Raw genomic sequence first — 16,935 nt, 5'->3', positions numbered from 1 at the left:
CCTGACTGGTCAGCCTAGCTCGCCGCCGAGCGACGGAGCACCGCGGCGCACAGGCCGGCGGTGAGCGCCCAGCCGAGCAGCCAGAACGGGGTGGTCACGGCCAGCTCGGTGGACGGCAGCACCACGCCCAGCCCGATCAGGGCCACCGCCGCCGCCAGCGCCCCCACCTGGCGACGGGATCCGGGCTGCGTTGTGTCGTAGGTGGCGAAGGCGCCCACCAGCACCACGGCGGCGAGCACCGTGAGCACCTGCGGGGTGATGGCAAAGGTGGTGTCGCCGCGCAGCAGGGCGATCACCGCGTACATGGCTAGCGCGAGGGCGACGCCGAGGAAGGCGCCGCCCACGCGGATCTGCACAGGAACCATTCGGCGAAGTGTAGCCGACGGCTGGGTGCCGCAGGCCAGTTCTCGGCAGGCTAGTTCTCGGGCGCGTTCTCGTACCAGCCCCACGTGATGGCGCGGCCGAGCGCGTGGAAGTAGAGGTTGAAGCCGAGCTGGGTGGGGTTGGCAATCTCGTCGGCCGGCAGCTCGGTGTCCACCGCGTGGACCGCGTAGAGGTAGCGGTGCGGGCCGTGGCCGGCCGGCGGGTTGGCGCCGTAGTAGCCCTTCACGCCGGAATCGCCCGCGAGCACAACCGCGCCCACGCCCAAGCCCTCCTCGGAGCCGGCGCCGGAGGGAAGCTCGGTCACGTCGGCCGGGATGTTGAAGGCCGACCAGTGCCAGAAGCCCGAAGCCGTGGGCGCGTCCGGGTCGAAACAGGTCACCGCGTACGTCTTCGTGCCCTCGGGTGCGCCGGACCAGGACAGCTGGGGGCTTACGGCGTTGTCTCCGGCGAGGGCGTCGTCAAGCTTTTGCCCCTCGACGATGTCCTCGGAGGTGAGCTCGAACGGGGGCACGTCCGCCAGCGGGGCGTAGGGGTCGGGGCCCGGGAAACGGTCGGAGACGTAATTCGCAGTCATGCCACATTCCTACCCGAGGCCCGCGCCCCGCCGCCACCGGATGCCGTACGTACGGCGCTGACCTGGCGATTTGGCGGGCACGGGGACCCGCCCTATAGTAACTCGAGTGCCCAGCCGGAAGGCTGAAACACCCAAAGCCCGGGTGGCGGAATGGCAGACGCGCTAGCTTGAGGTGCTAGTGTCCTATTAACGGACGTGGGGGTTCAAGTCCCCCCTCGGGCACAACTGTTCGGCCCCTGTTATCGCAGGGGCCTTTTTGCTTATCGACTTTGCTTATTGACGATCACCGGGGAGGCCGCGTGCCAAAACCAACGCTGCCGCGCCTCGCGGCCGTCGCCGCCGCCCTCGCGCTCGCCGCCGCTGCCTGGTACCTCCTCGATATCCCCCCGCTGTCCGTCCTGCGCGAGTGGTCCGAGCACACCGGCGCGTGGTTCCCCGTGGTGTTCTGGCTGCTCTACGTCGGGGTGACGCAGCTGCCGGTGCCGCGCACCGTGCTCACCGTCTCCGCCGGCATCCTGTTCGGCCCGTGGCGCGGCACCCTGATCGCCATCACCGCCACCACCGTCTCCGCCGTGGTGTCGCTGTGCATCGTGCGCGGGCTCCTGCGGGACTTCATCGAGCCGCGCCTGACCCACCCCGCGGTGGCCCGCGTGAACGCGCGCCTGGAGCAGCGGGGCTGGCTGGCGGTGGCGAGCCTGCGGATGATCGCCGCGGTGCCCTTCTCGGTGATGAACTACGCGTCGGCGCTCACCCGCGTCCCCGTCGCCCCCTTCGCGCTGGCTACGTTCGTGGGCTCGCTGCCGGGCACCGTGGTCACCGTATTCTTCGGCGACACGCTCACCGGTCAGGCGAGCCCCGCCGTCGTGGCTGCCGCGGTGGCGCTGGGCGTGGTGGGCGTGGCGGGCCTGGCCCTCGATACCGCGCTGCCGGTGCGTTCCGGCGAGCCTCAGTAAAGGCCACAGCGTAGACGGCTACACTCCCTGGGCATGATTGGCGTGCATGCGAGGTACCGGGGGCGGGGCAAGCGCCGTGCCGAGGTGGTGGCGCGCTCGGCGGAGGCGCTGGCCACACTGCCCGGGGTCTCCCCCTTCGAGATCCTTTCGGTGGAGGACATACGCACCGACGTGGACAGCCCCGAGCACGCACTCAACTTGGTCATGGCATTGCTTTCCGACGGCAACTGGGCCATCGGTCTCGGCATCGCCACCCACGGCCGCGGCATTTTCGCCGCCACCGATGCGGCCGGCACCCGGCCCGCGCAGGTGAGGGTGGCGGTGGACACCCGCAACCCCGGAACCGCCGCCGAGGACATCGCGGCCGCCTTCGCCTTGCTCGGTCACGTGCTGCACAAGCGCACCCTCGAGGGCAGGGAGGCCACCTCCCTGGTGCGGCGCGGCATGAACCAGAACGAGGCGGCGCGGGAGCTGGGCATTTCCAAACAGGCCATGAGCCAGCGCCTGCAGGCGGCCGGGTGGCAGGCGGAGCAGGCGGGCTGGAAGCTGGCCCTGAACCTGATCACGCGGGCGGAGTCTGACCGCGCCTAACCCGCGCCGAACCCGCGCCGAGGTCGCCCCCACGTCGCGGGCCGCCCCGACGCCTGTCCCTAGCGCTCGTCCGCCTCGAGCTCTAGGCGCCTGCTGGCCAGCTCCGGCTGCGCGGGCTGCGCGGCCTGCACGGGCTGTGCGGCCTGCGCGGCTGGCGGGGTTTGCGTGGGATCCGGCTCGTCAACGTGCTTGTTTGCCACTGCGCGCGCCTCGGCGAGCGCCTGGGCCAGCTCCGGATCGGTGGAGGTGTCGAACCACTTATCCGGGTCGCCCTCCTCGGCCATGTCGCGGGTCTCCTGGTCCACGCGCTGCGCCTCGTAGCGGAACACGCCGTCCTCGTCCTGCTTGGCGAAGGCCTTGGCAAACTGCTCCAGGGAGTCGCCGAACTGGGACGGGATCATCCACATGGTGGCGGCCTCGTTGCCCGCGATCTCCGGCAGCTTGTCCAGGTACTGGTACGCGAGCAGCTCCGGGGTGACGCCGGTGGACTTGATCGCCGCGTTGACCTTCTGAATGGCCCGGGCCTCACCTTGGGCCTCCAGGTACTTCGCGGCGCGCTCGCCCTCGGCCCGCAGGATGCGAGCTTGGCGCTCCGCCTCGGCCGCGAGGATGGCGGCGTGCTTCTCGCCCTCTGCGGAAAGGATGCGCGCCTGCTTCTCGCCCTCGGCGGTCTTGATGTCGGACTCGCGCTTACCCTCGGCGGTGAGGATCATGGCGCGCTTCTCGCGGTCCGCCTTCATCTGCATCTCCATGGACTGCTGGATGGACGGCGGCGGATCAATGGCCTTCAGCTCCACTCGGCTGATCCGTAGGCCCCACTTTGCGGTGGCAGCGTCGAGCTCGCCCCGCAGGCGGCGGTTGATGGTCTCGCGGGAAGTCAGCGTCTCCTCCAGGGTCATGCCGCCGACCACGTCGCGCAGCGTGGCCACGGATATCTGCTCCACGCCAACCAGGTAGTTGTCCACGCCGTAGATGGCTTTGGCCGGGTCATTGATCTGGAAGGTAACCACCGTGTCGATGGCCACCGTTAGGTTGTCCTGGGTGATCACGGCTTGCGGCGGGAAAGACACCACGCGCTCGCGGGTGTCCACGCGGGCGCGGATCCTGTCGATGAATGGGACAAGCAGGGTCAGGCCCCCGCTGGTGGTGCGGGTGTAGCGGCCGAGGCGCTCGATCACGGCGGCCTCGCCCTGCGGGATCATCTTCACCGAGGAGATGACCAGCGCCACCACGAGCGCGAGGATGATGAGGAGAAACACGGGTCAGTCCTTCCAGACGACCGCGACCGGGCCGTCGATATCGGAGACAGTGACGGTGCTGCCGGCCGGGATCACCTCGGCCGGGTCGAGGGCGCGGGCGGACCACAGGGAGCCGTCGAAACGCACCTGCCCCCCGGCCGGGGTGATGTCCTCCACCACCTGGGCGCGGGAGCCGACGAGGGCGCGCGGGGTTTCGTCGTAGACCATGGGCGAGTCCAGCCGGCGGCGCAGGTACGGCCGCAGGAAGAACCAGAAGGCGGCGGACGAGGCGGCGAAGACCGCCACCTCAACCCCCGCCGGCACCCCGGCCAGCGCCACGGCGCTGGTGGTCAGGGCGCCGGCGGCGAGCATGAGCAGCGTCATCTCACCCACCGCGAGCTCCAGGCACGCCAGCACCGCGGCCGCGGCAAACCACACAAGAGCACCCATGCGCCAAAGGGTACACGGGGCAGCCCACGCGGCTAGGGGCCCAGCAGGTCGGCCTTGCTCAGCTCAGGGGTGGTCACGAAATCCACCAGCCGCTCCACCGCGCCGATCAGGGTGGAATCCAGGTCGCGGAAGGTCTCCACCGCCGAGTAGACGCGGTGCCAGCCCTCCTTGGGGTCGGCCCCCCCCGCCCGGCGGCACACGCCCGTCTTCCAGTCCTCCCCGTACGGCACCTCCGGCCAGGCCGCAAGCCCCACGCGCTGCGGCTTTACGGCGGCCCAGATGTCGATGTAGGGGTGGCCGGTGACAAGCACGTGCTCGCCGACGTGCTCCACTAGGCGCGACTCCTTGGTGCCCTCGATCAGGTGGTCCGCCAGCACGCCGATGCGCCGTCCCGGCCCGGGCCCGAACTCGCGCAGCCGCGCCTCGAGGTTGTCCAGGCCCTCGAGGTACTCCACCACCACGCCCTCGACGCGCAGGTCGTGGCCCCACACCTTCTCCACGATCGCGGCGTCGTGGATGCCCTCCACCCAGATGCGCGAGGGCATGGCCACCTTCGCTGGGGCGTTTTCCACGCGGCGGGAACCGGAGTTGGAGTGGGTGGGCGTGCTCGGCACCGGCGCCGTGTAGCGGGTCAAGGGGACGCGCTGGCCCTCCACCAGGAACGCGCCGGGCAAGAGCTTGAACAGGCGCTGGGCGCCGCGGCGGTCCTCCAGGCGCACGAAGTCCCCGTCGTAGGTGCGCTCGAAGCCCACCACCGCGCCCACGAAGTCGTCCCCAACCACCTCCGCGACGATGCCGGGCTCGGCCGGCACCTGCGGGTAGGCGGGGCGCCGTGTGCGGGCGTGGCCCTTGAAGATGTCTCCCCCGTAGCGGTTGTCAAAGCTCATAGTGGGCCCGAGTGTATCGGCTACAATCCGGCCGGTGAGAACGCGCGCCGAAGTCTATTCACCCCTCCAGAACACCGCCGTCTGGCTCGCGGCGTGGCTCTACAACGTGGAGTCCACCGACGAGACGGTGCAGGCGCTCACCGACCTCGGAGGTCCCCACACCTACCAGGGGGAGCCGATCGCGCATTTGCTTCGCGACGTCCGCGTTGAAGCAGACCTCGAAACCCCCGAGCCCACCGTCCGGCTGATCCTCTGGGGCCCGGGCCAGGCGCCGGGGCTGCGCGCCGGCTCCCCCGCCATGGAGGCGCTCACCCCCGCCGGCGCCATCGTGGTCCGCGGCGCGGGTGCGACTTCGCACATCCTGGTGCCCGACTACGGCGAGCGCGGGGTGACGTGGCGCTGGTTCGAGGACGCGGAGCGGCTGCCGGAGCCCGAGTGGCTCTCGCCGGGTGAGGCGGACGCGGCCCTGTCCGCGGCCACGGAGCAGGCGGCGCTGCTGATCGAGGCGACCGGCGGCACCCGCGCCGACCTGCCCAACCCGCGCCTCGCGGTGGGCAGCCTGGCAGACTTCTACGACACCCCCGGCCTGCCCGCCGGCGTCACCCCGCGCGCCGCGAAGCTCTTCGCCCGCGCGGACCGGGTGGCCGCCACCATCGAGACCGTCACGGACCGCCTGGGCGACCATAGCTTCGACCCGCAGCTGTTCGCCCTATGGCGCCACATCCGCTCGGCGCGCATGGCCGGGGTCGCGGATGCGGTGGTGGATTATGGGCGGGAATGGGGGCGTCGATAAGCGAAGGCCCCCGCTTACCTGGCGCAGCACTGGGGCGCGCAGGGGGCGCCGTTGACCGTGCAGCCTTGGACGGTGACGGTGGAGAGCGTCTGGGGCTCGATGCCCTGGGCGACGCACTCGGCGATGTCCACCACCATGGCCGCGAACCGCGGATCGAGGCCAGCGGTGGGTACCCGGTCCAGGCTCACGCCTATCTCGTCGCAGGCCTGCTTGAGCTCGGTGTCCAGGTCCCAGACCACCTCCATGTGGTCCGTGATGAAACCGACGGGCACGCAGATGAGGTGCTCCATGCCGGCGTCGCGGTGCAGCTCGGTGGCGCGGTCCACCACGTCCGGCTCCAGCCACGGGGTGCGCGGGTTGCCGGAGCGGGACTGCCACACCAGCTCGTACTCGCCAACGCCCGCCCGGTCGGCGATGAGGCGCGCCGCCTCCGCCACCTGGCGGGAGTAGAGGTGCCCGTTGCCCGGGCCGCCCGCGGCCTCGTCGGCGGCGGTGGGCACGCTGTGGGCGGTGAAGAGCACCCGCGTGGTGCCCGCTGCGGCTCCCTCCGGGGCTCGGCGGACGGCGTCGGCGAGGCGGTCGGCCATGAGCTCCACAAAGACGGGGTTGCCGTAGAACTGCCACAGCTTGGTGTATTCCACCCCCGGGGTTACCTCGCGCAGGCGGGTGATGTCCTCGTCGTACTGGCGGCACGCAGAGTAGCCACCCCAGGCGCTGGTGGCGAAAACGAGCACGTTCGCGTGGCCGTCCTCGGCGATGCGGCGCGCCGCGTCCTCCGCGAAGGGGTGCCAGTTGCGGTTGCCGAAGTAGACGGGGAGCTCGTGTCCGCGCTGGGCGAGCTCGGCCTCGATGTTGGCGATTAGGTCGCGGTTCTGCTGGTTGATGGGGCTCACGCCGCCGAAGTGGAAGTAGTGCTCCCCCACCTTTGCCAACCGCTCGCGGGGGATGCCGCGGCCGCGGGTGACGTTCTCAAGAAATGGAATAACCTCGTCCTCGCCTTCGGGGCCGCCGAAGGAAAGGACGAGGAGGGCATCGTAGTCAGCTAGGGCCATAGCCCAAGCTTAAAGCAGGCCCAAGCAGGCGGCCTAAAGCAGCCGCACCGCCTTGTCAGACATTCCCGCCCAGCGCACCGGCACCACGGAGACGTTCTGGCCGGCCTGCGGCGCCTCGATCATCATGCCGTCGCCGAGGTAGATGGCCACGTGCTGGCTGCCGCCCGGACCCCAGAAGAGGAGGTCACCGCGCTTCGCCTCGCTCGGATCAACCTGGGTGCCGCGCTGATACTGGTAGCCGGTGTAGTGCGGCAGCGAGATGCCCGCGGCCGAGTAGGCGTACAACACTAGGCCCGAGCAGTCGAAGCCGGAGAGGGATCCGCCGTTGACGCCGGTAGTGGGGCCGTTGGCGTCCCCGCCGCCCCACACGTACGGGGTACCCACCATGGACTGGGCGCGGGCGATCACGGCCTCGACCGACGCGCTGCCAGCCGCCTGCACCGTTTCCTGCACCGCCTCGGTGACGGTGTCCGGGGTGGAGACCTCCGGCAGCAGGCCAAGGAGCGTGTCGGAGATGTCGCCGACCGTGCTGGATGCCTGCGGAAGCGACTCGGCCGGAGAGCCCGCGGCCTCTGCGGCACCCGCGGCACCCGCGGCACCAAGGCCCAGGCCGGTCTGGAACCCGCCCACAAAGGCGCCGATGATCTCGCGGGCGTCGCCCTGGGACAGGCGCCCGCGCGCGGCGTAGGGGTCCGCGAAGGTTGCGTGGGGCGCCTGTGACTCGCCCACCAGCGCCGTTGCCGCGGCGATCGACGCGGCCTGATCCACCACCTCGTCGGTGAACTGGACCTGCGGTTCGGGCTGGGCGTCGGCTTCGGCCGCTTCCGACTGCGGGGCTGCGCCAGTCTGGGCCGTCTGAGCCGTCTGGGCAGTGGCGAGGGCCCGCGCAACCTCCTCGCGGCTCGGCGCCTCCGCTTCGGGGGCGAGCTGTTCCACCTGGCGCTGCACGCGCTCGATGTCCTCCGGATCCACCCGCTCGGGGTCGTAGGGGAGGGAGGGGCGGAGGGGGAGAAGGGTCGGGGGGTAGGCCGGCACGAAGGTGACAGCGGGTGAACGACGGGTCAGCAGGGCGGCGGCGTATGATGAGTATAAGAGCCTGGTCCAGCTGCGCCTTCGCCTCGCTCAGCTGGGCCTGGGCCGCCGCGAGCTCAGACTCGCGCCCGGCAAGCTCCGCTTGCCTGGATTCGAGCAGCTCCCGGGTGCGCTCCTCGGCCCGCTTTGCGTCCTCCTCGGACGCGCTGGCCAGCTGGCTCGCCTCGCGCGCCAGCGACTCCTCGTTCGCGGCCTCGGTACGCGCCCGCTCAACCGATTCAAGGGCCTCTCGCTTTTCGACGCTCCGCTGCCGCAGATAGCCCGCACGATCGAGCGCGTCCTTCTGGCCGTCCTCCCCTGCCAAAGCCCCAACCACGCCAGACTGGGCGGTGCCGCGGTACTGGGCGCGGGTGATGTCCTCGAGCGACTTGCGGGCCTCGGTGACCGCCTCCTCGGCTGCGGCGAGGCGCTCCGCGGCCTCCGAGGACGCGCGCCGGGCCTGTTCCGCCCGCGCCTGGGCGTCACGTAGGTCGACAAAGGCCTGGTTGACGCTCTCCTGCAGGTCGCCGATGCCCAGCTGCAGGGCATCCACGTCGGACTGCGCGTCCGCGACCGCGGAGACCAGGCGAGCCGCGGATCCCGCAGAGGACTGGGCGCCAGCCACCGGCGTGACGAGCGCCGAGGCGATGGTGATGGTGGTCGTGCAGGCGAACGCGCCGAGCCCGACGCGCGCCATGCGCGACCGGGCAGCGCGGGTGCCCTTGAACGGGTGAACCACGTGGGTGCTCCTCACACCGCGCACGCCGGCGACGCCTGCTGGCGGGGGGACGCGGGCGTGACGAATGCCCTCCACCGCCGGCAAGGATGCAGCCTTGATGCGCGGACGAATTGGTGACTACTGATGCGGGCCCGGCAGCCCGGCACCGACCCCGGATCCAACGGCACCGCGCTTCTTCCGGCGCCTGGCGTGCTTCCCCACATGCCCGTGCCGTCCGTGTGCGCGGCTTGACTAGAGCCGCGCTACCCGGTGCTGCTGTATTCCCTTGGGGTCAATGCCGACCCACGAGCCGACAGGGAGACCATACGTCACGTAATCAGTCTGTTGCACAACCTTTACCATCTGTAACACCAGTAAAGCCGCAAACGATGACAATAGATGCCACCCACCTGCGGTAATGACACGCCTCGAAGAAACGTGACGTTGATCACATGTCTTCCAGCACTGTCGTCGGACAAGTTGGAAGGCTTGACTTTAGGGTCTGCGGGCCGCGGCCACGGTGGCCGCCACAACGGCCGCGGCGGCGAGTACGGCGAGGATTCCGGCGAGGCCCCACGGCACGGAAAATCCGTCCGCGGCCACATAGAACTCGCGAACCCCCGCCGCGTAGTCGGGTTGGACCGCCATGGCCGCCTGCCCGCGCTCCACCTGCGCGCGGGTCAGCTCTTCGCTGACAGCGATGGCCAGGTCTGGGGTGCGGACGATCACCGTGTCGAGGCCGGTGGCCAGCTGCAGGTCCTGGGCGGCGTCGCGCAGCTGCGCCGGGCCCGCGGCTGTGGCGTCTACCACCACGACGCCGGCCGATGACCCACCCGGTGCCCGTGCAAGTGCTCCGGCGATATCCGCCTCGAGCGCCGGGTCCGCCGCGGCCGGGTCGCGGAACGCCACCCCGTCCCCGCGCAGCTGCTCGGCAAGGTTGGCCAAGTCGAGGATGGCTGGGTTTTGGGCTGGGGTCACGGTGCCCATGATCGTCGACAAGCAATGCAAAACCGGCGAGTGGCGCGCCGAAGCCAAAAACATTACGTGCGTACTGTTATTATCTGCGTGGAACTGTGGCTGGTCGCTTAGACTTGAGCACTGACCGCCATGGGTCAGTTACCCCAAGAATATTGGTACAACGACGAGAAATGGAGCTCACTATGGCTGAAAGCAAGAACTCCTTCAACGCCAAGAAGACACTCGAGGTCGGCGACAAGTCTTACGACTATTTCGCGCTCGACGCTGTTGAGGGCATGGAGAAGCTTCCCTACTCCCTGAAGGTGCTCGGCGAGAACCTGCTCCGCACCGAGGACGGCAAGAACGTCACCGCGGACCACATCAACGCCATCGCCAACTGGGACCCGTCCGCGGAGCCGTCCGTGGAGATCCAGTTCACCCCGGCCCGCGTCCTCATGCAGGACTTCACCGGCGTGCCCTGCGTGGTGGACCTCGCCACCATGCGCGAGGCCGTGAGCACCCTCGGCGGCAGCCCGGACCAGGTCAACCCGCTGAACCCGGCCGAGATGGTCATTGACCACTCGGTGATCATTGAGGCCTTCGGCTCCGAGAACGCCCTGGACAAGAACGTCGAGATCGAGTACCAGCGCAACGAGGAGCGCTACCAGTTCCTGCGCTGGGGCGCCGAGAACTTCTCCAACTTCCGCGTTGTGCCCCCGGGGACCGGCATCGTCCACCAGGTGAACATCGAGTACCTCTCCCGCGTCGTCTTCGACAACGAGGGCGTTGCCTACCCGGATACCTGCATCGGCACCGACTCCCACACCACCATGGAGAACGGCCTGGGCATCCTCGGCTGGGGCGTCGGCGGCATCGAGGCCGAGGCCGCCATGCTGGGCCAGCCGGTGTCCATGCTCATCCCGCGCGTGGTTGGCTTCAAGCTCACCGGCGAGATCCCGGCCGGCGTGACCGCCACCGACGTGGTGCTCACCATCACCGAGATGCTGCGCCAGCACGGCGTGGTGCAGAAGTTTGTGGAGTTCTACGGCAACGGTGTGAAGGAAATCCCGCTGGCCAACCGCGCCACCATCGGCAACATGAGCCCGGAGTTCGGCTCCACCTGCGCGATCTTCCCGATCGACGAGGAGACCATCAACTACCTCCACCTCACCGGCCGCTCCCAGGAGGACATCGACCGCGTGGAGGCCTACGCCAAGGCGCAGGGCATGTGGCTGGAGCAGGACGCCGCCGAGGCCGAGTACTCCGAGTACCTCGAGCTGGACCTGTCCACCGTGGTGCCGTCCATCGCCGGCCCGAAGCGCCCGCAGGACCGCATCTTGCTTTCCGACGCCAAGGAGACCTTCCGCAACCAGCTGCCGGACTACAACACCGCCGGCGAAGGCACCGCCGAGCCGGTTCGCGCCGACAAGGTTGAGGCCGTCTCCTACAACGAGTCCTGGCCGGCCAACGGCGAGTCTGCGGCCGAGGGCTCCGAGGGCCGCGCCTCCAAGCCGGTCATCGTCGAATCCCCGCAGGGCGGCGAGTACACCCTCGACCACGGCATGGTTGCCATCGCGGCCGTGACCTCCTGCACCAACACCTCCAACCCGTCCGTGATGGTCGGCGCCGCGCTGCTTGCGCGGAAGGCCGCCGAGAAGGGCCTGCGCGCCAAGCCGTGGGTGAAGACCATTATGGCGCCGGGTTCCCAGGTGGTGGACGGCTACTACGAGCGCGCCGACCTGTGGAAGGACCTGGAGGCCGTGGGCTTCTACCTCTCCGGCTTCGGCTGCGCGTCCTGCATCGGTAACTCCGGCCCGCTGCCGGCCGAGGTGTCCGAGGCCATCAACGAGTACGACCTCACCGCCACCGCAGTCCTCTCCGGCAACCGCAACTTCGAGGGCCGCATCTCCCCGGACGTGAAGATGAACTACCTCGCGTCCCCACTCCTGGTCATCGCCTACGCCATCACCGGCACCATGGACTTCGACTTCGAGACCCAGCCGCTGGGCCAGGACCAGGATGGCAACGACGTCTTCCTGAAGGACGTCTGGCCGTCCACCGAGGAGATCGAGGAGACCATCGCCTCCACCATCTCCCGCGAAATGTACGAAGCCGACTACGCCGACGTGTTCAAGGGCGACGAGCAGTGGCAGGGCCTGGACATCCCGCAGGGGCAGACCTTCGACTGGAACGAGGACTCCACCTACATCCGCAAGGCCCCGTACTTCGACGGCATGCCGGAGCAGCCGGAGGCAGTGGAGGACATTCAGGGCGCCCGCGTGCTGGCCAAGCTGGGCGACTCGGTGACCACCGACCACATCTCCCCCGCCTCCTCCATCAAGCCGGGCACCCCGGCGGCGGACTACCTTGACGCCCACGGTGTCGAGCGCCAGGACTACAACTCCTTCGGCTCCCGCCGCGGCAACCACGAGGTGATGGTGCGCGGCACCTTCGCCAACATCCGCCTGCGCAACGAGCTGGTGGACGAGCAGGGCGGCTACACCCGCGACTTCACCCAGGAGGGCGCACCGCAGGCCTTCATCTACGATGCCGCGATGAACTACCAGGAGGCGGGCATCCCGCTCGTGGTCATCGCCGGCAAGGAGTACGGCACCGGCTCGTCGCGCGACTGGGCAGCGAAGGGCACCAACCTGCTGGGCGTGCGCGCCGTGATCGCCGAGTCCTTCGAGCGCATCCACCGCTCGAACCTCATCGGCATGGGCGTGCTCCCGCTGCAGTTCCCGGAGGGTGAGTCCCACGCCTCCCTCGGCCTGGACGGTACGGAGACCTTCACCATCTCCGGCATCACCGACTTCAACGAGGGCGACTCCATCCCCAAGACGGTCCACGTCACCGCCTCCAAGGACGGCGCCGAGGACATCGAGTTCGACGCGGTAGTCCGCGTGGATACGCCGGGTGAGGCTGAGTACTACCGCCACGGCGGCATCCTGCAGTACGTGCTGCGCCAGATGGTGAAGAGCTAGCGCACCCGCGTAGCTCGCCACCTGCGGAGGGGCTGACCAGGGTTTCCACCCCGGGAGGCCCCTCCCCCCCGGGAGGCCCCTCCCCCTTTGTGCCCCGCATACATGCCGCATACCGCCCGCGCATTTCAGCCCGACCCGCCCCCGAGGAGGACACGCCATGCCGATCATCAGCTCCGCCGAACTGCAGCGGCGCCGCCAGGAGATCATTGACGCGGCCAGGCTCTGCTTCGCGCGCTACGGCTTCGAGGGCGCCACGGTGGCCCGGCTCGAGGAGGCCACGGGCAAGACCCGCGGCGCCATCTTCCACCACTTCGGGGACAAGGAGTCGCTGTTCCTGGCCATCGTCAGCGAGGACGCGCAGCGCCAGGCGGAGGTGGTGAGCCGCCAGGGCCTCGTGGAGGTCATGCGGGACATGCTCAATCACCGCGATGAGAACGACTGGTTCATCACCCGCGCGGAGATCATCCGCAAACTGCGCACCGACCCGGAGTTCGAGGAGCGGTGGCGCATGCACCAAGAGGTTTTGGACCAGGCGGTGCTCGAGCGCCTGCGTTCCAACACCGCGCTGCGCGACGACGTCCCCCTCGAGGTGCTGCACACCTACCTGGAAACGGTGCTGGAGGGCTTCATCATGAAGCTCGCGGCCGGGGAGCCGGCGGACCGCCTGGACCGGATGCTGGTGCTGGTGGAGGAGACGATCCGCAAGGGGGCGTCGGCAAGCAAGCTCGAAGGCTCCGGGCAGGCGGATTCTGAAAAATAGACCAAGCGGTATAGAATCTCGCGCATGCCTCAACTGCTCTTCCTCTCCCTCCGCGACGGCGAGATCGGCCCCGCGGTCGCCCGCGCCGAGTACCACGACGTGCTTCAATCGGCGGGGCTGGAGGAGGGCGAGGGGGTGCACCGCATCATCGACGGCCCCCCCGCCGCGATTGGGCCGCTGGACGGCATCGCCGGCGGGATCGCGGGCGGCAGCTCCCTGAACGTCCCCGCCGAGGGCGGGTACAGCGCCTACCAGAAGCACGTGCACGCGCTGCTCGCCGACCTGGTGGAGCGCGACCTGCCGGTATTCTTCGTGTGCTTCGGCCTGTCCTGGCTGGTGCACTACGCCGGCGGTGAGGGCGGCCGCAGCCACCCGGAGGACTCCGGGCCCACCACGGTGTGCGTGACCGAAGAGGGGCGAGCGGATGTCCTGCTCGGCCCAGCGCCCGACACCTTCACGGCGTTAACGGGCCACACCGAGAACCCGGAGACCGTGCCGGGGGCGCTGCAGCTGCTCGCCACCACGCCGGACGGTGCGGTGCAGATCGTGCGCTACCGGGACCGGGTGTGGGCGACGCAGTTCCACGCAGAGATGGACGCCGCGGCCATGCAGACGCGCATGGACTTCTACCACGACTACGGCTACTTCCCAGCCGAGGAGTACGCGCGCATCGTGGCCGACCTGCCCAACCACGACGTTGCCGCCGCGAACGGGCTGGTCCAGTCATTCGCCCGCTACTGCTTCGCGGAGCAGACGAGGCCCGCGTCCCCGGCAGCCTCGAACTGAGCGCCTAGCTGATCTCAGATACCGCCTGCGGCCCCGCCTCGAACTCGAAGGGATTGGCGGCGAAGGGCTCGCCGCGCTCCACAGCCTCCACAATCACGTCGGCTACCAGTTCCCGCGGGGTCTCCGAGCCCTCGCTCGCCCCGCCCTCGAGCTGGCGCAGCCCCTCGGCGGGGTCGTCGGTGAGCATCGTCGGGCCCAGGATCTGGTGGCGCAGCTCCGAGCCCAGCAGGCGGCGGTCCACCGCCTTTTTCGCCTCCACGTACGCGTACCACGACGACCCGTCGTCCTCCACGGAGGCGTCCTTCGCGCCCGCGTAGGAGACGTTGACCAAGAACGGCGCGTACTCGCCCAGCTCCTCCAGCGCGTCGATCATCGCCAGCGCCGCGTCGCGGTCCACCGCGTAGGTCTTCTCTGCGCTGCCGCCGCCCGCGCCCGCGGACCACACCACCACGTCGAAGGGGGTGAGCAGCCGCGCCCAACCCTCCTGGTCCAGCTCGGTCAGGTCCTGAACGATCACGGTCGCCCCCGCCTCGGCGAGCCGCGCCGCGTGCTCGGGGTTGTGCACCAGGGCGCTGACTGCATGATCGCCGCGGAGGAGCTTCGGCACCGTGTGCCGGGAGACGTTCCCGCCCGCGCCGAGTACCAGTACATATGCCATTAACACCATCTCCTTCCGGGAGCATTCGCTTGTCGACGCCCCCTTCCAACGCCACACTACCCATCCACGCCGACACGGCGCCGCGGCGCTAAAGTGCTTTGCTATGCACGCAATCATCACCACCACTGGACACGACCGCGTGGGCATCATCGCCGGCGTGGCCAACGCCGCCGCCGAGCGCGGGCTCAACATCGTCGACGTCTCCCAGACGCTGATGGACGAGTACTTCACCATGATCATGCGCGTCGAACTGCCCAGCGGCCAGGACGGCGGGGTGGACATGGGCGCCCTGCAGGACCACCTCGCGTCGGCGGGCGAGGCGCTGGGCGTGGTGGTGCGGATCCAGTCCGAGGACCTGTTCACCGCGATGAACGAGATCTAGGGGCGCGCAGCATGGCTAAGGAATTCGACGTGCGCTCCCGCAGCATCCTCGACGTGATCCACATGATCGAGGACTACCGCCTGGACATCCGCACGGTGACCATGGGCATCTCCCTGATCGGCTGCACGCGCGCCACGATGGAGGCCACAGCCCAGGCGGTGTACGACCGCGTTACCACCCGAGCCGCGCGGCTGGTGCCGGTGTGCGAGGGCATCGAGCGCGAGCTGGGCATCCCGATCGTGAACAAGCGCATCTCAGTCTCCCCCATCTCGCTCGTCGCGGCGGGGGTGGAGGGCAGCCCGGTGGAGATCGCCCGCGCGCTGGACCGCGCCGCCGCTGAGCTGGGCGTGAACTTCGTGGGCGGCTACTCAGCGCTGGTGGAGAAGGGCGCCACCGAGGCGGACTCCCGCCTCATCGCCTCCATCCCCGAGGCGCTGTCAGTAACGGGCAACGTGTGCGGCTCGGTGAACGTGGCCACCTCGCGCGCCGGCATCAACATGGACGCGGTGGCGCAAATGGGCCGCGTGATCAAGGAGGCCGCGGAGCTCACTGCCGAGGAGTCCTCCATCGCCTGCGCCAAGCTGGTGGTCTTTGCCAACGCCGTGGGCGACAACCCGTTCATGGCCGGCGCGTTCCACGGCATCGAGGAGCCGGACACCGTGGTCTCCGTAGGCGTCTCCGGGCCCGGCGTGGTGGACAACGCCATCGGCTCCCTCGAGGGAGCATCCCTGAACGATGTGGCCGAGGAGATTAAGAAGGCCGCGTTCAAGATCACCCGCGCGGGCCAGCTGGTGGGCACGATGGCCTCCGAGCGGCTCGGGGTGCCCTTCGGCATCGTGGACCTCTCGCTGGCACCTACCGCGGAGATGGGCGACTCGGTGGCGCACATCCTCGAGCGCATGGGCTTGGACCAAGTGGGCACGCACGGCACCACCGCCGCCCTCGCCCTGCTCAACGACGCGGTGAAGAAGGGCGGCATGATGGCCTGCTCCCGCGTCGGCGGCCTGAGCGGCTCCTTCATCCCCGTCTCCGAGGACCAGGGCATGATCGACGCGGTGCGCGCCGGCTCCATCACCATGGACAAGCTGGAGGCGATGACCTCGATCTGCTCCGTAGGCTTCGACATGATCGCCATCCCGGGCGACACCTCCGCCGAGCTGATCGCCGGCATGATCGCGGACGAGGCCGCGATCGGCGTGATGAACCACAAGACCACCGCGGCCCGCCTGATCCCAGTGCCCGGCACCAAGCCCGGCGACGAGGTCAACTTCGGCGGCCTCCTCGGCTACGCCCCCGTGATCCCCGTCAGCGAGGTGGGCAACGCCACCTTCATCCGGCGCGGCGGGTTCATCCCAGCGCCGGTGCACGGGTTCCGCAACTAGCGCTTCTTGCCCACCAGGAAGTAGGCAGCCCAGCCGAACGTGTTCACCGCGCCGATGACCGGTGCCCACAGGAACTTCGGGCCGCGCAGCCGGCGGGAGTCCGTGCGGGCGAGGTCGCGCAGCGCGAAGGCTTTGCCGGCGGCGTCGACGGCGGCAAGGCCGCCCACGAGCTTCTTCTGCCCCTTGTTCAGGGCCTTCCAGCCGTCCTTGAGGGTGCGGGAGAGGGACGAGTTCTTCGAGTTTTTGGACATGGTGCGAGTGTACAGGGGCGTCGACAAGCAGAGGGCAAACAAATGCCCCGAAGCGCGGGGGCAC

General features: G+C 69.4%; 18 protein-coding genes, 1 tRNA gene and 1 pseudogene. 10 read left to right on the top strand and 10 right to left on the bottom strand.

Features of this window, described 5'->3' with window-relative positions; all coding sequences use genetic code 11:
- Positions 1-14: 14 nt before the first annotated feature.
- Positions 15-365, bottom strand: a complete 351-nt coding sequence (locus BN4252_RS03230) for a hypothetical protein (protein ID WP_066525542.1) — start codon at positions 363-365, stop codon at positions 15-17.
- A gap of 50 nt (positions 366-415) precedes the next feature.
- Positions 416-958, bottom strand: a complete 543-nt coding sequence (locus BN4252_RS03225) for a YbhB/YbcL family Raf kinase inhibitor-like protein (protein ID WP_066525540.1) — start codon at positions 956-958, stop codon at positions 416-418.
- A 136-nt stretch (positions 959-1,094) separates the two neighbouring features.
- Here BN4252_RS03225 and BN4252_RS03220 point away from each other — a divergent pair.
- From BN4252_RS03220 to BN4252_RS03210, 3 genes are all read left to right on the top strand, one after another.
- Positions 1,095-1,180: transfer RNA gene (locus BN4252_RS03220), tRNA-Leu, on the top strand.
- 77 nt (positions 1,181-1,257) lie between these two features.
- Positions 1,258-1,911, top strand: coding sequence for a TVP38/TMEM64 family protein (locus tag BN4252_RS03215; RefSeq protein ID WP_078056739.1), 654 nt, complete (start codon positions 1,258-1,260; stop codon positions 1,909-1,911).
- Between the two features lie 33 nt (positions 1,912-1,944).
- Positions 1,945-2,502, top strand: a complete 558-nt coding sequence (locus BN4252_RS03210; protein WP_066525538.1) for a DNA-binding protein — start codon at positions 1,945-1,947, stop codon at positions 2,500-2,502.
- A gap of 59 nt (positions 2,503-2,561) precedes the next feature.
- On the opposite strand, the gene BN4252_RS03205 is transcribed toward BN4252_RS03210, so the two are convergent.
- The 3 genes from BN4252_RS03205 to BN4252_RS03195 are packed head-to-tail and all read right to left on the bottom strand — an operon-like array spanning position 2,562 to position 5,077.
- Positions 2,562-3,704 carry an SPFH domain-containing protein gene (locus BN4252_RS03205; protein WP_230208557.1) on the bottom strand — a complete coding sequence of 381 codons (1,143 nt, stop codon included), beginning with the start codon at positions 3,702-3,704 and terminating at the stop codon, positions 2,562-2,564.
- A 60-nt stretch (positions 3,705-3,764) separates the two neighbouring features.
- Complete coding sequence (locus BN4252_RS03200) at positions 3,765-4,190, bottom strand: NfeD family protein (protein ID WP_066525532.1); 426 nt, start codon at positions 4,188-4,190, stop codon at positions 3,765-3,767.
- Between the two features lie 32 nt (positions 4,191-4,222).
- Positions 4,223-5,077: a DUF3097 domain-containing protein gene (locus BN4252_RS03195; RefSeq protein ID WP_066525525.1), complete on the bottom strand. Its 855-nt coding sequence runs from the start codon at positions 5,075-5,077 to the stop codon at positions 4,223-4,225.
- Positions 5,078-5,111: 34 nt separating this feature from the next.
- On the opposite strand from BN4252_RS03195, the gene BN4252_RS03190 reads away from it, so the two are divergent.
- On the top strand, positions 5,112-5,870 hold the full coding sequence (locus BN4252_RS03190) for a hypothetical protein (RefSeq protein ID WP_066525518.1): 759 nt from the start codon (positions 5,112-5,114) through the stop codon (positions 5,868-5,870).
- Between the two features lie 14 nt (positions 5,871-5,884).
- Here the strand turns inward: BN4252_RS03190 and BN4252_RS03185 are convergent, their stop codons facing one another.
- Together BN4252_RS03185 and BN4252_RS03180 are read right to left on the bottom strand one after the other, a co-directional pair.
- Entirely contained in the window at positions 5,885-6,922 is a 1,038-nt protein-coding gene (locus BN4252_RS03185; RefSeq protein ID WP_066525516.1) for a ferrochelatase, read from the bottom strand.
- 33 nt (positions 6,923-6,955) lie between these two features.
- Positions 6,956-7,663, bottom strand: a pseudogene (locus tag BN4252_RS03180) (NlpC/P60 family protein); the annotation flags it as partial.
- A 704-nt stretch (positions 7,664-8,367) separates the two neighbouring features.
- Between BN4252_RS03180 and BN4252_RS11030 the strand changes: the two are divergent.
- A complete protein-coding gene (locus BN4252_RS11030; protein WP_143341156.1) occupies positions 8,368-8,727 on the top strand; it encodes a hypothetical protein in 360 nt (119 codons plus the stop codon).
- A gap of 479 nt (positions 8,728-9,206) precedes the next feature.
- Here the strand turns inward: BN4252_RS11030 and BN4252_RS03165 are convergent, their stop codons facing one another.
- Complete coding sequence (locus BN4252_RS03165) at positions 9,207-9,689, bottom strand: Rv1476 family membrane protein (protein WP_143341155.1); 483 nt, start codon at positions 9,687-9,689, stop codon at positions 9,207-9,209.
- A gap of 182 nt (positions 9,690-9,871) precedes the next feature.
- On the opposite strand from BN4252_RS03165, the gene acnA reads away from it, so the two are divergent.
- The 3 genes from acnA (at position 9,872) to BN4252_RS03150 (ending at position 14,198) form a co-directional block, all read left to right on the top strand.
- Positions 9,872-12,652, top strand: coding sequence for an aconitate hydratase AcnA (gene acnA, locus BN4252_RS03160; protein ID WP_187370913.1), 2,781 nt, complete (start codon positions 9,872-9,874; stop codon positions 12,650-12,652).
- A 157-nt stretch (positions 12,653-12,809) separates the two neighbouring features.
- Entirely contained in the window at positions 12,810-13,412 is a 603-nt protein-coding gene (locus BN4252_RS03155; RefSeq protein WP_066525481.1) for a TetR/AcrR family transcriptional regulator, read from the top strand.
- Between the two features lie 24 nt (positions 13,413-13,436).
- On the top strand, positions 13,437-14,198 hold the full coding sequence (locus BN4252_RS03150) for a glutamine amidotransferase-related protein (protein ID WP_066525476.1): 762 nt from the start codon (positions 13,437-13,439) through the stop codon (positions 14,196-14,198).
- A gap of 4 nt (positions 14,199-14,202) precedes the next feature.
- Here the strand turns inward: BN4252_RS03150 and BN4252_RS03145 are convergent, their stop codons facing one another.
- Positions 14,203-14,856, bottom strand: coding sequence for an NAD(P)H-binding protein (locus BN4252_RS03145; RefSeq protein WP_066525470.1), 654 nt, complete (start codon positions 14,854-14,856; stop codon positions 14,203-14,205).
- A 103-nt stretch (positions 14,857-14,959) separates the two neighbouring features.
- On the opposite strand from BN4252_RS03145, the gene BN4252_RS03140 reads away from it, so the two are divergent.
- Together BN4252_RS03140 and BN4252_RS03135 are read left to right on the top strand one after the other, a co-directional pair.
- Positions 14,960-15,238, top strand: a complete 279-nt coding sequence (locus tag BN4252_RS03140) for an ACT domain-containing protein (RefSeq protein WP_066525466.1) — start codon at positions 14,960-14,962, stop codon at positions 15,236-15,238.
- 11 nt (positions 15,239-15,249) lie between these two features.
- Positions 15,250-16,620: a PFL family protein gene (locus tag BN4252_RS03135; RefSeq protein WP_066525457.1), complete on the top strand. Its 1,371-nt coding sequence runs from the start codon at positions 15,250-15,252 to the stop codon at positions 16,618-16,620.
- On the opposite strand, the gene BN4252_RS03130 is transcribed toward BN4252_RS03135, so the two are convergent.
- Positions 16,617-16,871 (bottom strand): PLDc N-terminal domain-containing protein, encoded by a 255-nt coding sequence (locus tag BN4252_RS03130; RefSeq protein WP_066525453.1) that lies wholly within the window; start codon positions 16,869-16,871, stop codon positions 16,617-16,619. The two genes, BN4252_RS03135 and BN4252_RS03130, sit on opposite strands and share 4 nt — an antisense overlap.
- Positions 16,872-16,935: the final 64 nt, after the last annotated feature.

This window comes from Corynebacterium bouchesdurhonense (assembly GCF_900078305.2).
GTDB lineage: Bacteria > Actinomycetota > Actinomycetes > Mycobacteriales > Mycobacteriaceae > Corynebacterium > Corynebacterium bouchesdurhonense.
The sequence above is the reverse complement of the archived record's forward strand: the minus strand, read 5'-3'. Positions and strand labels throughout refer to the sequence as shown.

What these genes read in the sequence shown, in the direction of transcription:
- BN4252_RS03150 (WP_066525476.1), top strand. Translation starts at nt 13,437, where the DNA reads ATGCCTCAACTGCTCTTCCTCTCCCTCCGCGACGGCGAGATCGGCCCC.
- BN4252_RS03135 (WP_066525457.1), top strand. Translation starts at nt 15,250, where the DNA reads ATGGCTAAGGAATTCGACGTGCGCTCCCGCAGCATCCTCGACGTGATC.
- BN4252_RS03195 (WP_066525525.1), bottom strand. Translation starts at nt 5,077, where the DNA reads ATGAGCTTTGACAACCGCTACGGGGGAGACATCTTCAAGGGCCACGCC.
- BN4252_RS03210 (WP_066525538.1), top strand. Translation starts at nt 1,945, where the DNA reads ATGATTGGCGTGCATGCGAGGTACCGGGGGCGGGGCAAGCGCCGTGCC.
- BN4252_RS03185 (WP_066525516.1), bottom strand. Translation starts at nt 6,922, where the DNA reads ATGGCCCTAGCTGACTACGATGCCCTCCTCGTCCTTTCCTTCGGCGGC.
- BN4252_RS03140 (WP_066525466.1), top strand. Translation starts at nt 14,960, where the DNA reads ATGCACGCAATCATCACCACCACTGGACACGACCGCGTGGGCATCATC.
- BN4252_RS03145 (WP_066525470.1), bottom strand. Translation starts at nt 14,856, where the DNA reads ATGGCATATGTACTGGTACTCGGCGCGGGCGGGAACGTCTCCCGGCAC.
- BN4252_RS11030 (WP_143341156.1), top strand. Translation starts at nt 8,368, where the DNA reads ATGTCCTCGAGCGACTTGCGGGCCTCGGTGACCGCCTCCTCGGCTGCG.
- BN4252_RS03230 (WP_066525542.1), bottom strand. Translation starts at nt 365, where the DNA reads ATGGTTCCTGTGCAGATCCGCGTGGGCGGCGCCTTCCTCGGCGTCGCC.
- BN4252_RS03200 (WP_066525532.1), bottom strand. Translation starts at nt 4,190, where the DNA reads ATGGGTGCTCTTGTGTGGTTTGCCGCGGCCGCGGTGCTGGCGTGCCTG.
- BN4252_RS03155 (WP_066525481.1), top strand. Translation starts at nt 12,810, where the DNA reads ATGCCGATCATCAGCTCCGCCGAACTGCAGCGGCGCCGCCAGGAGATC.
- acnA (WP_187370913.1), top strand. Translation starts at nt 9,872, where the DNA reads ATGGCTGAAAGCAAGAACTCCTTCAACGCCAAGAAGACACTCGAGGTC.
- BN4252_RS03225 (WP_066525540.1), bottom strand. Translation starts at nt 958, where the DNA reads ATGACTGCGAATTACGTCTCCGACCGTTTCCCGGGCCCCGACCCCTAC.
- BN4252_RS03130 (WP_066525453.1), bottom strand. Translation starts at nt 16,871, where the DNA reads ATGTCCAAAAACTCGAAGAACTCGTCCCTCTCCCGCACCCTCAAGGAC.
- BN4252_RS03205 (WP_230208557.1), bottom strand. Translation starts at nt 3,704, where the DNA reads ATGATCCCGCAGGGCGAGGCCGCCGTGATCGAGCGCCTCGGCCGCTAC.